Genomic DNA, 14,611 nt, shown 5'->3' on the forward strand with positions numbered 1-14,611 from the left:
ACATGAGAAAAATTATATATATTCCGCTGGACGAACGTCCGTGCAATTACGAATTTCCGGCATTTCTTGCCGCGGGAACGGATTATCATGTCGTCCGTCCGGATTTGAGCATCATGGGGCTGAAGAAGCGCCCTGGAGACATCGAACAGCTATGGGCCTGGTTATTCGAGCAGGCGCGTGATGCAGACGGAGCGATTGTGGCCTTGGACACATTGCTGTACGGAGGAATAATCCCTTCGCGGCTGCATGAGATGACGGAGGAACAATGCGGGGAGCAATTGGAGAAGCTCCGTCAATTGAAGCGGATCAACCCGGATTTGCATGTATTTGCTTATCAGCTCATTATGCGTTGCCCGCGCTATTCCAGCGGTGATGAAGAACCGGATTATTACGAGAATTGGGGCAGGGAGATTTTCCTGCGCGGATATATCCGCCACCGGTTGGAGCTGGGCATCGCGACAGAAGAAGAGCAGAATGAATTGCAGCAGATTGAGGGCGTTTTGCCTGAATCCATGTGGCAGGACTACACGGAACGCCGTGCTGTTAATTTAACAGCGAATAAGAGAGCAATCGAACTGGTGCAGGACGGGGCCGTCGATTTCATGATCATCCCACAGGATGACTCGGCTCCTTATGGTCTGACTTCTGTGGATCAGCAGCACGTTCGCGAGCATGTCAAGAAGTGTCAGCAGCAGCTGTCCGTCTATATGTATCCCGGGGCCGACGAAGTGGGATGCACGCTACTTGCCCGCATGATCAATCATTTTGAGCGTCGTAAACCACGGGTGCATGTTCATTTTGCCAGTGTGCAAGGGCCGTTAGTGATACCTCTATATGAAGACCGCGTACTATATGAATCGGTCAAATATCAGATTATGGCGGCCGGAGGACTAATGTCGCCTTCCCTGGCAGAAGCCGATATGGCCCTATGCATCAATACACCCGGCGAGAGCATGATGGAGTCGAATGATCAAGGACGGCCCTTTATAGGGTATCAGGTATACCGGAATCTAGTTGAACTGATCGAGGTGGCTGATGATATTGTTCACCATCTCGGCAAGCCTTGTGTTATCGCCGATGTAGCTTATGCCAACGGAGCAGATCTTGAACTGCTGCAGCTGCTTCGCGATAAGAAGCTATTGTTCGAATTGGCCGGTTATGCAGGCTGGAATACAAGTGGTAACACGCTCGGAACTTGCATTGCACAAGGCATGATCTATGCCGTGTATGGCAATACGCCGCAGCATCGCGATTTCCTGTCACTACGCTATGTCGAGGATGGGGGCTATTGTGCCTCCGTGCGTAGGGATGTAAGTGATCGGGTGCTGCCTGGTACGGGATACAATTATTTCTCGATCGACGGACAGCGGGGACAAATCGCCGAGCGAGTCAGAGCTGAATTGACTCGGTTCATCGAGCAGCATTTGCATGATCCAGAGAATAATTATGAGATCGTGATCGACGATTGCTATATGCCTTGGAGTCGGATGTTTGAGGTCGGATTGAAGACCCATGTCCGTGATACTAAGCAAGGACAATAAAGTACGACGAGGGTTCGAGCTTCGCTAATGCTGCGAGGGTCTACAAATTTTGCAAATAACAGAAAAGGTGCATGAACAGCTCAGGTGGATGCTGGAAGCGCCGGAGAAGGAGCCAGCGAGAGATGAATAACGAGCGAATGACAGACGTCGTCGTCCTAGGCGGCGGGTTGGGCGGATGCATGGCCGCATTGGCTGCAGCCAAAATGGGCGTGCGTGTGATCATGACAGAGGAGACGGATTGGATCGGCGGTCAGCTGACAAGTCAGGCGGTTCCGCCGGATGAACATCAGTGGATCGAGGAATTCGGCTGCACAGAGACGTATCGCGAGTTTCGAGACCGGGTACGTGCTTATTATCGAGAGAACTATCCGATGTCAGAGGAAGCGAAGAATAATGAACTGCTTAATCCCGGCAACGGTTGGGTAAGCCGCTTATGCCATGAGCCGAAGGTGGCGTTGCGCGTCATCGAGGATATGTTGGCCCCGTATGTGAACAGCGGCCGTATCACGGTATTGTATCATTTCAGACCAACTGCAGCCTCAGTGAACGAAGATCAGATAGAGAGTGTAACCGTTACACATATAAGCTCAGGTGAAGAAGTTGTACTAAGGGGATCATACTTCCTCGATGCTACGGAATGCGGAGATGTGCTGCCATTAGCGGGGGTTGAATATGTGATAGGTGCGGAGTCCAAGCATGAGACAGGGGAGCCGCATGCGCTGGAAGAGGCAAATCCGCTCGATATGCAGTCGATTACCCATGTGTTTGCACTCGATTATGTAGAGGGTGGCGATTTCACAATTGAGAAGCCAGAGCAATATGATTTCTGGCGCAAGTTCGTACCGAAGCATACGAATATTCCGCTGTTAAGCTGGTACGCGAACGATACGGATGACGCGGAGAAAATGAAGGAGTTCGCCCTATTTCCAGGCAGCACGGACGCTTCCGGGCGGGAGCTGTTGTCGCTGTGGACGTATCGTCGTGTCATCGACCCGGCTTTATTTGAGCCTGGGTTATATGAAGGTGATATTACCTTGATTAACTGGCCGCAGAACGATTATTTCTTGGGTTCAATTATTGACGTTCCTGAAGCGGAACGGGAGGAGCATCTGGCAAATGCTAGACAATTAAGCCTCTCATTGATCTACTGGCTCCAGACCGAGACGCCTCGCCCAGACGGAGGAAGAGGGTATCCGGGCATCCGGCTGCGCACGGATGTACTGGGTACGGAGGACGGACTGGCGAAATATCCGTATATTCGCGAGTCGCGCCGGATTAAAGCGATGTATACCATTACTGAGCAGGATGTCAGTAAGGAAATCCGCGGTGAACAAGGGATTTGCCGTTACGATGATAGCGTCGGAGTAGGAAGCTACCATCTAGATGTTCATCTGACGACCGTCACGAACCGGACATTCTATATTCCGAATTATCCGTACGAGATTCCGCTTGGTGCGTTACTGCCGATCCGGGTCAAGAATTTGCTTCCCGCTTGTAAAAATATCGGCACCACTCAAATCACGAACGGATGCTACCGCCTTCACCCGACAGAATGGAATATTGGGGAATCGGTCGGTTATTTAGCGGCCTATGCGCTACAGAATCAAGTGACGCCGCATGAGGTACACGCCAATTCGGAGCATCTTCAGGCCTATCAAGCGCTGATTCAAAGGCAAGGGGTCCAAATCCACTGGCCGGACGATCTGGTTCTTTAACACCGATAGAGTAGAATAAATCAGCAGACAGCCACTCTATTGATAATAAGGGGTGGCTGTTTGCTGATTCTAAGGAAATGGAAGAGTACGTACCCATGCCTTATTGTCTCTGCCGAGTCATGGAACAGGCCTTGTGGTCCTTTTTTTGGTTCGATCTAGATTATCTGCTCAAAGGGTGTTTACAAAGAATATGTATCTGCTATAATCGAAGAAAATAACCATCATTAAAATGAAATGTGGAGATAATATCCACGAAAAATGCACTACATATTACACAATGAATACCATTTCTTGTTATATGGAGGTTTGCACTATGTTACATTCAATTATTCAAACTTTAAAAGGTGGACTTATTGTTTCCTGTCAAGCTCTTGAGGAAGAACCATTCTACGGAAGTGATTATATGGCCCGCTTTGCTCTAGCGGCTGAAATGGGCAAGGCGGTAGGGATCAGGGCGAATACGCCTCAAGATATTAGAGCGATAAAAAAGGTGACGAATTTGCCGGTTATCGGCTTATGGAAGAAGGAGTATACCGGTTCTGACGTTTATATAACTCCTACCTTAACAGAGGTTGAAGGTATAATCGCTGCTGGAGCCGATATTGTCGCTACGGATGCTACTTTACGCAATAGGCCGGGCAATGTTTGTCTTGCGGATTTGGTTAAAGAAATAAGGGAGAAGCACCAAGTACTATTAATGGCAGATGTATCTTCTGTAGCAGAAGGAGTAGAGGCGGAGAGAGTGGGTTTTGATCTTATTTCTACTACGCTATCTGGTTATACAGCCTACAGCCCGCAGAGTGAGGAACCAGATATTCAATTAGTTGCTGATTTAAGTCAAATGGTTAGCATTCCCGTGTTAGCTGAGGGGAGAATTCATAGTCTTGAACAGACTGTTGAGTGTCTTCGGGCCGGAGCTTACGCAGTTGTAATTGGCGGAGCCATTACCAGGCCGCAATTGATTACTAAGAAATATACGGATGCTATACTTCAATATCATAACGTTCCTGAAATTTAGTCTTTATTATTTAATTTGCAGCAGCCTTTATACGAGGAGGTTCTATGGATGGGACATACTGGGGAAGTAGCTATAGGTCTGGCTATCGGTGGAACAAATATTAAGTCGGGGATTGTAAATGCGGAGGGAGTGGTCATTCACCATTTGAATTGTCCGACGAAGGCAAATGAAGGTGGCGAAGCACTGTTAAATCGAATTGCCGAAATTACGAAGGAATTAGAAAGGTATTCAAGCAGTTAAGGATGGAAGGTAAAAGGTGTTGGCATCGGGACTGCTGGTCAAGTTAATAGTCGGACAGGCGTTGTAATGGGGGCCACAGCTAATTTGCCGGGATGGGCCGGAATGGAGCTTGGAAATCGGCTGCATTCCATGACAGGTTTGTCTGTATTGATCGATAACGATGCGAATACCATGGCATTCGGCGAAGCGTGGGTAGGGTCTGGCAGACAATGGAACGATTTCATCTGTGTTACCTTGGGAACGGGAGTTGGCGGTTGCCTGATCATTATTCATAGGCCGTATCAAGGACGGATGGGTTTACGGGAGAAATAGGCCATCATGTTATTGAGTACAGTGGTTATCCATGCAATTGCGGAAGAACAGGCTGTTGGGAACAGTATGCTTCTGTTACAGGATTGATGAGAATGGTAGAAAGAAGCTGGGGCAGAGCTAAAAAGGGATTAGTACCGCGGAAAGTATATTCGCATCTGCGCAGGAAGGAAACGAAGCATCTATTCACGTGCTGAGAAGATATACTCAGTATATTGCTGCTGGTCTGGCTAATATGGTCCATACATTTAATCCAGAGGGGATTGTCATTGGAGGGGCCATTACTCGGCAAGGCGATTTTTTACTTAATCCGGTTCGTGAAAGTCTGTCGCGCCAGCTGCTTCTTGTTTTTAGAGAGAGGGCTCGGGAAATTGAGGTAGTTTCGGCTTCTTTAGGAGATAATGGAGGTGTAGTAGGGGCTGTAGCAGGTTATTTTATTTAAAATTAAATTTACATTATAATGTAAATTGTTATAGCATACTAGTTTGCCTTTCAAAGGAATTTGTGTATAACATAAATATAGGTTAGTCTAAAGTATCATTATTTGTTAGGCAACCTGAAAGGAGAATGGATTTGTCTAACGAGCAGGGAATGGGAAAGACATTGTTGTCCATTAGAAGTCATTTTAATGGATTAACCAAAACAGAACAAAAAGTTGCAAATTTTATTCTGGAAAACGCTCAGGATATTATTTATCATTCGGTGACCGAACTTGCAGAGAGAGCGGACGTCGGTGAGACGACGGTAATTCGCTTCTGCCGGAAACTGAAATTCCATGGTTTTCAGGATTTTAAATTATCTCTGGCACAAGATTTGGTTAAGCCTTCCGACCGCTTGTATAATGAAGTTACTGAAGAGGATGATGCAGCGACTTTAAACCGTAAGGTTATATCTATGCATATTGAGACGCTGGAACAAACTTCGGAACTTATTAGTTCAGATCAGTTGGAGAAGACCATTGATCTATTGACTGCAGCTAATCATATTCACTTTTTTGGAGTAGGATCTTCAGGATTGACGGCGTTACAGGCCGCGCATAGCTTCTCCAGGATTGGCAAGCAAAGCTTCGCTAAGACAGATACGCACTTTCAGGCCATGACAGCTGCATTAATGCATCCAGGAGATGTAGCTGTTGGGATATCCATTTCGGGAAGCACCAAAGATACGCTGGAGAACTTAAGCCTAGCCAAGAAAGCAGGCGCCAAAATAGTCGTTATTACCAGTAATGCGCGTTCCCCTATAACCAAACTGGCAGATATCGAGCTGTTAATGGTTGCTAGAGAAAATCCATTACAAGGTAGCTCACTTGCTGCAAAGATATCCCAGCTAGCTGTTATTGATATTTTGAATGTCGGGGTTTCTTTAAAAATAAAGGATGAAGCTCTGAAATACCGCGAGATAACGGCAAAATCAATCTCTGAGAAACTGTATTAATGATTAAATCATTAATTTCAATTATAATTAGTCGATAAAATGAGAAGGGGCTGTCCCAAAAGATCTTAGATCTTGCGGGAGGCCCCCTTCTTGCTGTTAGAAGACGCTCCATGTACGAATCGTTCCTCCCATCGCTGTTGCCCCCACATTTCTTGGAATGGTTCTGAGCAAGGACGAAATGTGTGGGCAAAGGCGAGCGCTGACGCTTGTCCGGAATCGATTCGTTCTCTCCGCTACGCCGTACAGATTCCTTACTTCTTTAGACGCAAAGGAACCGTTCTTTGGTAAAATGGAGGTGCGACCCAAACCATTTACGAAAGGAACGGTTTCTTTTCTACATTCAATATACCATGGACCAACTCTATCTGCCAATGGATTTGGAGGAAGATATCCCTCAACACCATCTGGTTCGCGTCGTCAATGAAGCCATTAACCGTTTGGACGTTCCCGGCGGTCGAGACAGCTACCATCCCAAGATGCTCACTAAAGTCATCGTCTACGCTTACACACAACGGAGCTACTCTTCTCGTCAGATCGCCAAAGCCGTTCGCGAAAATGTCATGTTCATGTGGATTGCCGAGAGACAGCGTCCAGATTTCCGCACCATCAATCGCTTTCGTTCCGAGCGTATGAAAGACGTACTGGAGAAGATCTTCACGAGCGTGCTTCAGTTTCTTGCCCAGGAGAATTACGTCAAATTGGAACATTACTTTGTGGACGGCACCAAAGATCGAAGCGAATGCCAACCGCTATACGTTCGTCTGGGGCAAAGCGGTCGTCAAGCACAAAGCGAAGCTCCAGGAGAAGGTCAAAACTGCACTGGGAAAACTGCCGAAAACGGTCATTGCGGATGCAGGATACGGCGGTGAAGAAAATTACGCTTATTTGGAAAGCGAAGAGCTGGAAACGTTGGTGAAATACAGTACATACCATAAGGAAAAATCGAAGAAGTGGCAACAGGATCAGCAAGCTGGATAACTGGCAGTACGACGAAGCGGAAGATATATGGACGTGTACCGCTGGGCGAAAGCTTCGGTTTCGCTATGAACAAAAGGAAACGACGGAAAGTGGATATGAAATACGGAAGCGGCTCTATCGAAGCGAAAGCTGCGAAGGTTGTCCGCTCAAAAAAACATGTACGAAAGCCCAGGGAGACCGGGAAATCACCGTAAGCCTCAAGGAACAGTTAAACGGCTGGTCACAATGAAGTATTGGAACAAATATAGGAGGGATTACGATGGGTACGGTAAAGGATACTCATTTGTTAGCAACTTTTCAATTTATCCTTTGGACTGGACGGAGCAAGCTTATGGACAAGTATAGCTTCAAATCTCCCGGCCTTCCTATCTGTTAACATCTGCTGGATGCCCGGACGCTTCTTCATCGTCTTACCGCTGATACCAGGATCCGAATAAACCCTGTATAGCTCCATGCCCTTCTTCTCCAGCAGCTCCATTAGAATGTCATGCTGTGCCTCTAGGGAGAAACCTTCCTCCTGCCGCTCTGTACTAACACGGATGTATATTGCTGCTTTCATGGTAGACCTCCCATATTGTACTTAATAGGATTGTACGGTTTAGGGGCAAAATGAAAAGCCCCGAAATATCGGAGCTTGTATGCTATAATTTGGAATGTACAACACACCTTGAGTGGGTGGGGCTTCCTCCGGAAAGGAGGTGAGTCCATATGAACTTCTCTTTTTCCGATGTGATCGTATTCGCAGGGTTTATCATTGCGTTACTGACCTATATCGACCGAAAAAAGAAGTAACCCACTCTTAAGGTTGGCAAACCGTGGGTTACTTCTCAGGACAAGCATTACCCTGGAGGGAATCCCCACTCAAGATGTTGTGCTGGGGACGGACTGCCATCCGTCCTTATTTCTATTCTTATCTTATCATACCCAGTTTTAGTCCTCAATGCTGGGATTATTCAATCAAAAAATTATTATCTGTATAATCCCATCCAGTTACTTTATCGTTTTCAAATGCAGCATGTTTTCTTATTATCAAAGAAAAGTCGATGCGAGCGGGATGAAGATTTTATTTTTTACGGGAATCCCTTTGATCGTTATGGTGCAGTTGCACATAGTGCAACTACTCAAGGGGACCAAGAGACTATTGAGCTGCATCTATCGAAACTGCCGAAAAGCGTTGCAAAAGTAGCCTTTTCTGTGACTATTCATGCTGGGGACGAGCATGGGCATACGATAAGTATGCGTCAGACTTTTATTTACGGCTTGTAGATACGATTACGGGAGAAGAATTATTTCGTTTTGAATATGGGAATGATCTGTCAAAAGAAACAGCGATTGTCGTGGGTGAGTTGTATCGATATAACGAGGAATGGAAGTTTAATGCCATTGGCAGTGGATTCTATGGGGGTTTGGCTGCGCTGTGCACGAATTATGGGCTTGTGGTCGAGCAGGCGGAAGAGATTGTCGAAGCTGTAGCAGTCGCGGAAGAGATCGTATTGTCCAAAATAGACTTGCGTAAGAAAATTGTGGCGTACACATTGGAAAAGAAGAAAATGACCCAATCTACGATGAAGTGCTGTATGACCAACTCCTGAATGAATTTCCGAAGTGGATCAAGGATGCGACAGAGAAAAGGATTATCCGGTGATCATACACCTTCTTCACATTGCCATTCTGCTAACGGGAAACAATCGTTAAGTCAGGCTATGTTATGTTAGGAGCAGACGTGTAGACAGATTGATTACGCAACTTCCTCAAACAATTTCAGCATCACATTCCGGCGAATTGTGGTTTTGCACAGCCACGGTTCGCCTCCATACATAGAACCCGCTCATTGAGCGGGTTTTTACAGTTTTGGAGTTATCCATGACAACTAAGATGGTCAGACCTGCACTAAAGATCGTTAACCCTCTAGCGATTTGATTTAAGTCAAGTGAATTCATGGCAATCAGGCAATCGGCAAATCCTGCTCCTATAAGTTTGAGGAAATTTAGTGAGCAACAATAACGTATTTTTTGGAATGACTCCGAAAAAGGGAAACAGGACTGATGCTCAAAACAAGAAGGAATTATGAGACTTACGGAGAAATTTTCTAGTGAAAATGAGATTGGCGGGTGAATCCTCAATGAGTAAAAAATTCTGGTTAGTGGTACAATATCCACTTAAAAGTGCTAAAGGCAGTCAACGTGACCACTGGTTAAGAGATAAAGTAATGGAATACTTAGAGATCTCTCTAGCAGATACTAACTTAGGCTATGTTGATGGATCAGATATGGGGAAATGCATTTCCGACCCGAAAAAGTATGCTCTTAATATATTTTGTGTTGTTACGGAAGAAGAACGGAGTATTGCCTTGGTGAAAAGAGTTTTAAGAGAGAGCAGGCTTGATTACACTCGTATCAAAATTGCTACAATGCCCTATGGAAAAGAAGAAACATATACGCTTAAATATGCATATAAGAAGGGCTTTACCGATTTTTCACTATAGGGTGACATCAAAACCGAGACTACAACCACCGCGAAGCGCCCACCTTTGTCGTTATCTTCGGACAGGGTTCGACTCCCCTCGCCTCCACCATGTAAATCCTCAACCGGATGAGGTTGAGGATTTTTGCTATTTGTAGGGAAACGAAGAGCAAGTCAATTCCGACCATGTGCCTCAATCTATTTTTATTCCAATATTCCCAGATTGCTCCCCCTGTTGCATTCGCTGAAAGGCTTGAAGGGCTTCTTGTAAAGGATACACACTATCAATGATAGGGCGTATCGAGTGGAGTTCCATAAATTGAAGCATAGCAGTAAACTCTTCACTACTTCCCATTGAGGTACCAATGATACTGATTTGGGGGTAAAATATGGATCTTACTGCTATTTCCATTCGATCTCCTGAGCTTGCTCCAAACGTCACGATACGGCCATTTGGTTTAATGATATCAAAATACTGTTGGAACGTCGCTGGCCCGATACTATCCAGGATGAGATCCACTTTTTCTCCTTTCATACTTTCCTTCCAATCACTATGACTGTCAAAGGCATGATCTGCCCCATGTGAAAGAGCGGCTTGCCTTTTTGTTTCACTGCGTGATGTGACACTGACTCGTGCACCCGCCGCTGAAGCCATAAGCATGGCATAAGTTGCCACACCGCCACCAATACCTGGAATAAGGATATGTTGGCCTTGCTGTAAGCGACCTCTCGTGAACAAAGCCCGATAGGCCGTCAAAGCAGACAAGGGCAACACTCCAGCTTCTTCCCAAGATAAGTATGCTGGTTTGCTGACGGCATTTTGTGCAGGGATGATGATAGACTCGGCGAATGTACCGTCCGAAGGACCACCTACTATGGCTGGAACGGTTGGGACATTTTCAGTAATTTCCCATCCGATACACGGATTAATGATTACATCGGTGCCTATTGTTAGGTTTGTTACGCCTTCACCTACCGCTTCAATTCTACCCGCGCCGTCAGAACCCATAATCAGGGGAGCATCCTCGCTTGTTCGATCCGCCATGAGAAATAAGTCTCGATGATTCAACCCTGCGGTTTTCAGCCTTACTTTTACTTCGCCGAAGCCCGGCTGTTTGTCAATAACGTCTTCATATGTTAAACCCTTCAAGCCATTCATTCCAGCATGTACGATTGCTTTCATCCTAATTCCTCCAGTATATTCGTATTTCGTTGAATCTATTTTGAATTGTACAGAGTGGCAATCATACAGTAAAATGAACAAAATCGAATGTGAGTATCATAAAAGATCATACCAAGTAGGTGACATTGAAATGGAAAGCGGAGATTTAAGAATATTTCAAGCTGTAGCTCGCGAGGGGAGCATAACGAAGGCTGCGCAAATGTTGAACTATGTACAGTCTAATGTGACGACCCGGATTCAGTATCTTGAGGCTCAGTTGAAAATCCCCCTTTTTCGGCGATCCAATCGAGGGATGATGCTAACTCCGGCAGGCGAGAATTTGCTGGAATATGCGGATAAAATACTGACTCTGATGGACGAGGCTGTGAAATCTACACAATACTCGGACCATCCTGCAGGGCCTCTTCGGATAGGTTCTATTGAATCGACTGCGGTCATTCACCTGACTCCACTATTGGCCGAATATCGATTACGATATCCGGATGTTAATTTATCGCTCATTACGGGTGTGACACATACTCTCTTGCAAAAGGTGTTGGAATACGAGCTTGATGGAGCTTTTGTCTATGGACCAATTGACTATCCAGATATAGATCATGTCGCGGCTTTTGAAGAGGAGCTGGTTCTGATCTCGGAGCCGGGAAAAGGCGACATGCATGAGTTGCTTTCGAAGCCGATGCTGTTTTTCGATGTTGGATGTACGCATCGGGCAAAAGCGGAGAGTTTTCTTAGAGGAACTGGCCTGACCACATATCAGATTATGGAATTTGGCACATTAGCAGTTATTCTAGATGGAGTTTCTGCGGGGCTCGGTGTGTCTATGCTGCCACGATCATCGATTGCCAAAGCGGAAGAGCAGGGCATAATTGCTTCCCACCGCTTGCCTGAAGATTACCGAGATTTGCAGGTATGGTTTGTGCATAGACATGACTCGATTTACTCTAGTGCGTTGTTAAAATTAGTACAATTAATTGAAACTAAGCAATCATAATTAACCCGCAACGATTGATAGCGCCTAGTGTTTGTGCTAGACCATATCATCTAACGATCTTAGCATGACTCGGCGGTGAATTGTGGATTCATCTCGCGACGCTTCGCCTGTGAACTGGATTGGCCTCCAGAATAGAAGCTGTAGAAGCTGTTGGATCAACTTCGTTATCCGGGAGGGATATATTTGCAATATGAGAGTATTGTGTTACCGCAGAATTACACGGTTCCTTATAGATTACTCATGCACCAGGTGAAGGTTGTACCCTATCACTGGCATGATTTTATAGAGATTATTTTTATCATCAGAGGCTCGATCAAGCTGGAGGTAGAGAAGCAGGAGATGATGCTCAGCGAAGGGGAGATCGCTATTGTTAATAGCTGTTACCGCCACTCCATCCAATCGCTGACAAGTCAAAATATCGTCTACGCTCTACAAATTCGTGAAGATTTCCTACGCAGCGAGATGGAATGCTTCGATTCGTTGACCTTCGGAATTGCCCATCAGACGACAGCGAATGACACTGCTCTTTTGAAGAGATATTTATCGGAATTAGCACTCTTGGACATTAAGAAGAAGAGGAATACACATATTCTTCGCAAGATGAAAATTCTTGAAATATTGAATTTGATTGAGCAGCGCTTTTCGCGAGAGAAGCAGAAGCAAGAGGGCATTCTCTCCCTGGATAGAAAGATCATGGATATTCTCTTGTATATCAACAATAATATCGCTGAGACACTAACTTTGGAAGATACCGCAAGGGAGTTCAATATGAGCCCGGCTTATCTGTCGAAGCTGTTCAAGAAGAGCTTTGGCATCAATATGATGACTTATATTTTGAGTACCGGCTGCAGCTTGTATGCTCTGATCTTGTGATTACTGACCGGAAGATTAGTGATATCATCTTTTCCAGAGGCTTCAATTCGATCAGCTCGTTCAATGACAGGTTCAAGAAGCATTTTGGGATGGCGCCCAATCAGTATCGAAGCCTAAATAAACAGGAACCAGCGATTAAGGAAGAGGATATAACTCACTCCCTGTACAATTATATCAATCTGATGAAAGAGGATTCGCTGAGCGAGTTATTCAGACCGGAGCATGAAGAGGATCGGTTTACGAGTGAATCCTTCCACTCCTCCAGCTACGAGGAGAGAATCATTGATACATCCAGTAGTCTTGCGCCGTATGATTCCTCGATTACCCGAATGATCGGCGTCGGGAGAGCGAAGGAATTGCTGGATGCCGACATGCAAAGTCAGTTGGCCCAGGCATGTAAGGAAGCTGGATTGAACCGTGTACGATTCCATGGCATTTTCTCGGATGATTTAATGGTCTACCATGATGAGAATGGCGTTAAAGCTTACAATTTCAGATATATCGATAAAATATTTGACTTCTTCACTGAGCATCGGATCATTCCTTTTATTGAGCTGGGGTTCATGCCAAATGCTCTGGCGAGTGGGAAGCAGACGATGTATCGTTGGGAGGCCAATACGTCTCAAGCGAAGGATATCCATGATTGGACCCGGCTCGTCGGGCAATTTATCCGCCACTTAATCAATCGTTATGGACAGACGGTTATCCGAACATGGGATTTTGAGATCTGGAATGAGCCTGACCTTGAAGGATTTTATTGGCATGGGACACAGGATGAGTATTTGCATTTCTTCAAGGAGACCTATCAGGCTATCAAAAAAGTAGACAGCAAATTGAAGGTGAGCGGCTTCAGCGGCACAAGCTGGTCTGTAGTGAATACCGAATGGACGAGTAAAGCCCTGAAGTATATGGAGGAGAATGACATTATCCTCGATAGCTTCACTTACCACATTTACCCGATCGAATGGAATCTGGAAGCAACCTACTTCAACTTATGGACGGCGAGTCGAAAGGGGTTGTACTCCTACGCTGACTCCAATTACATCGTATCGACTGTGAAGGAGATACATCGGCTCGTTCACGCAGCGCCTAACGTAAATCAGGGAAGAACGATTATTACGGAATGGAACTCTTCCTCCGATCCGCGAGATCTTCTGCACGATACGGTGTTCATGGCTTCTTTTATCGTCAAGAATGTAATTAACTCCGTGGGTTATGTTGATGTAATGGGGTTCTGGACTTTATCGGATATTTTCGACGAGCAACTGTTATCCCTGGACACTTTCCATGGAGGATTCGGGTTAGTGACGGTTGAAGGTATCCGAAAGCCTAGCTATTATGCGATAGCTTATCTGAATCAGTTGGGCAATACGCTTGTTTACCGCGATGAACATGTGATTGTAACGAAAGATGATGAGGATAACTATCAAATCCTGATGCATAATTACCAGGAATATGATGAGCTGTACAAGAGCTTTAATACATCACATATATCTTTGAAAAATAGGTACGGCGTGTTTGCGGAGGAAGCGGATAAGCGCCTCAAGCTTACATTGCAGAATCTGTACGGTTCATATACGATCACGAAGCAGCAAGTGAACCGGACTTATGGCTCTGCCTATGATGCATGGGTCAATTCCGGCGGAGCAGAGATGAATCCTGAGTATGTGAATTATTTAAAGAGTATTTCCGTTCCACGGATGACGATTCAGAAGGAGAGAATTCAGGGTGATTTCGTCTTCGAGCTTAGTCTCGAGCCTCACGAAATCGTATTTCTCAAGATGGATAAAACAATATAATATTCCTGTCTTAATGCGCATGCCTGGCTTCCTGATTTTGGGGAGCTGGGCATGCGTTTCTTTGTTA

17 protein-coding genes and 2 pseudogenes are annotated in these 14,611 nt (G+C 45.6%); 17 read left to right on the forward strand and 2 right to left on the reverse strand.

Features of this window, described 5'->3' with window-relative positions; all coding sequences use genetic code 11:
- The first annotated feature begins 2 nt into the window (after window positions 1-2).
- The 9 genes and pseudogenes from ACE3MQ_RS12865 to ACE3MQ_RS27405 all read left to right on the forward strand — a co-directional run.
- Complete coding sequence (locus ACE3MQ_RS12865; RefSeq protein ID WP_379393167.1) at window positions 3-1,541, forward strand: DUF4127 family protein; 1,539 nt, start codon at window positions 3-5, stop codon at window positions 1,539-1,541.
- A 122-nt stretch (window positions 1,542-1,663) separates the two neighbouring features.
- Window positions 1,664-3,256 carry an FAD-dependent oxidoreductase gene (locus ACE3MQ_RS12870; protein WP_379393169.1) on the forward strand — a complete coding sequence of 531 codons (1,593 nt, stop codon included), beginning with the start codon at window positions 1,664-1,666 and terminating at the stop codon, window positions 3,254-3,256.
- Window positions 3,257-3,569: 313 nt separating this feature from the next.
- A complete protein-coding gene (locus ACE3MQ_RS12875) occupies window positions 3,570-4,274 on the forward strand; it encodes an N-acetylmannosamine-6-phosphate 2-epimerase (protein ID WP_379393171.1) in 705 nt (234 codons plus the stop codon).
- Between the two features lie 48 nt (window positions 4,275-4,322).
- Window positions 4,323-4,514 (forward strand): hypothetical protein, encoded by a 192-nt coding sequence (locus ACE3MQ_RS12880; protein WP_379393173.1) that lies wholly within the window; start codon window positions 4,323-4,325, stop codon window positions 4,512-4,514.
- Window positions 4,515-4,580: 66 nt separating this feature from the next.
- A pseudogene (locus ACE3MQ_RS12885) lies at window positions 4,581-5,020 on the forward strand (ROK family protein).
- Entirely contained in the window at window positions 4,972-5,265 is a 294-nt protein-coding gene (locus ACE3MQ_RS12890; RefSeq protein WP_379394042.1) for an ROK family protein, read from the forward strand. The pseudogene ACE3MQ_RS12885 and the gene ACE3MQ_RS12890 overlap by 49 nt, the downstream one beginning before the upstream one ends.
- A 125-nt stretch (window positions 5,266-5,390) precedes the next feature.
- Window positions 5,391-6,257 carry a MurR/RpiR family transcriptional regulator gene (locus ACE3MQ_RS12895; RefSeq protein WP_379393175.1) on the forward strand — a complete coding sequence of 289 codons (867 nt, stop codon included), beginning with the start codon at window positions 5,391-5,393 and terminating at the stop codon, window positions 6,255-6,257.
- 90 nt (window positions 6,258-6,347) lie between these two features.
- Window positions 6,348-6,545 (forward strand): hypothetical protein, encoded by a 198-nt coding sequence (locus ACE3MQ_RS12900; RefSeq protein WP_379393177.1) that lies wholly within the window; start codon window positions 6,348-6,350, stop codon window positions 6,543-6,545.
- 62 nt (window positions 6,546-6,607) lie between these two features.
- Window positions 6,608-7,437, forward strand: a pseudogene (locus ACE3MQ_RS27405) (transposase); the annotation flags it as partial.
- Window positions 7,438-7,521: 84 nt separating this feature from the next.
- On the opposite strand, the gene ACE3MQ_RS12920 reads toward ACE3MQ_RS27405, so the two are convergent.
- A complete protein-coding gene (locus ACE3MQ_RS12920; RefSeq protein ID WP_379393179.1) occupies window positions 7,522-7,794 on the reverse strand; it encodes a recombinase family protein in 273 nt (90 codons plus the stop codon).
- A 149-nt stretch (window positions 7,795-7,943) separates the two neighbouring features.
- Here ACE3MQ_RS12920 and ACE3MQ_RS12925 point away from each other — a divergent pair, with 149 nt between their 5' ends.
- From ACE3MQ_RS12925 to ACE3MQ_RS12945, 5 genes are all read left to right on the forward strand, one after another.
- Complete coding sequence (locus tag ACE3MQ_RS12925; RefSeq protein ID WP_379394046.1) at window positions 7,944-8,027, forward strand: putative holin-like toxin; 84 nt, start codon at window positions 7,944-7,946, stop codon at window positions 8,025-8,027.
- Window positions 8,028-8,243: 216 nt separating this feature from the next.
- Window positions 8,244-8,501, forward strand: a complete 258-nt coding sequence (locus ACE3MQ_RS12930; protein ID WP_379393181.1) for a TerD family protein — start codon at window positions 8,244-8,246, stop codon at window positions 8,499-8,501.
- Window positions 8,390-8,827, forward strand: coding sequence for a TerD family protein (locus ACE3MQ_RS12935; protein ID WP_379394048.1), 438 nt, complete (start codon window positions 8,390-8,392; stop codon window positions 8,825-8,827). Before ACE3MQ_RS12930 ends, ACE3MQ_RS12935 begins: the two co-directional genes overlap by 112 nt.
- Entirely contained in the window at window positions 8,806-8,880 is a 75-nt protein-coding gene (locus ACE3MQ_RS12940; RefSeq protein ID WP_379394050.1) for a hypothetical protein, read from the forward strand. The genes ACE3MQ_RS12935 and ACE3MQ_RS12940 overlap by 22 nt, the downstream gene beginning before the upstream one ends.
- 477 nt (window positions 8,881-9,357) lie before the next feature.
- Entirely contained in the window at window positions 9,358-9,720 is a 363-nt protein-coding gene (locus tag ACE3MQ_RS12945) for a hypothetical protein (protein WP_379393183.1), read from the forward strand.
- Window positions 9,721-9,891: 171 nt separating this feature from the next.
- On the opposite strand, the gene ACE3MQ_RS12950 is transcribed toward ACE3MQ_RS12945, so the two are convergent.
- Window positions 9,892-10,881, reverse strand: a complete 990-nt coding sequence (locus ACE3MQ_RS12950) for a zinc-binding dehydrogenase (RefSeq protein WP_379393185.1) — start codon at window positions 10,879-10,881, stop codon at window positions 9,892-9,894.
- A 130-nt stretch (window positions 10,882-11,011) separates the two neighbouring features.
- Here ACE3MQ_RS12950 and ACE3MQ_RS12955 point away from each other — a divergent pair, with 130 nt between their 5' ends.
- The 3 genes from ACE3MQ_RS12955 (at window position 11,012) to ACE3MQ_RS12965 (ending at window position 14,544) form a co-directional block, all read left to right on the forward strand.
- A complete protein-coding gene (locus ACE3MQ_RS12955; protein ID WP_379393187.1) occupies window positions 11,012-11,872 on the forward strand; it encodes a LysR family transcriptional regulator in 861 nt (286 codons plus the stop codon).
- Window positions 11,873-12,055: 183 nt separating this feature from the next.
- Window positions 12,056-12,745 carry an AraC family ligand binding domain-containing protein gene (locus ACE3MQ_RS12960; protein ID WP_379393189.1) on the forward strand — a complete coding sequence of 230 codons (690 nt, stop codon included), beginning with the start codon at window positions 12,056-12,058 and terminating at the stop codon, window positions 12,743-12,745.
- Window positions 12,742-14,544 (forward strand): GH39 family glycosyl hydrolase, encoded by a 1,803-nt coding sequence (locus tag ACE3MQ_RS12965; protein ID WP_379393191.1) that lies wholly within the window; start codon window positions 12,742-12,744, stop codon window positions 14,542-14,544. Before ACE3MQ_RS12960 ends, ACE3MQ_RS12965 begins: the two co-directional genes overlap by 4 nt.
- The last annotated feature ends 67 nt before the right edge of the window (window positions 14,545-14,611 follow it).

The sequence above is a fragment of the Paenibacillus lentus genome, assembly GCF_042714055.1.
In the GTDB taxonomy this organism is placed as follows: Bacteria; Bacillota; Bacilli; order Paenibacillales; family Paenibacillaceae; genus Fontibacillus; species Fontibacillus lentus_A.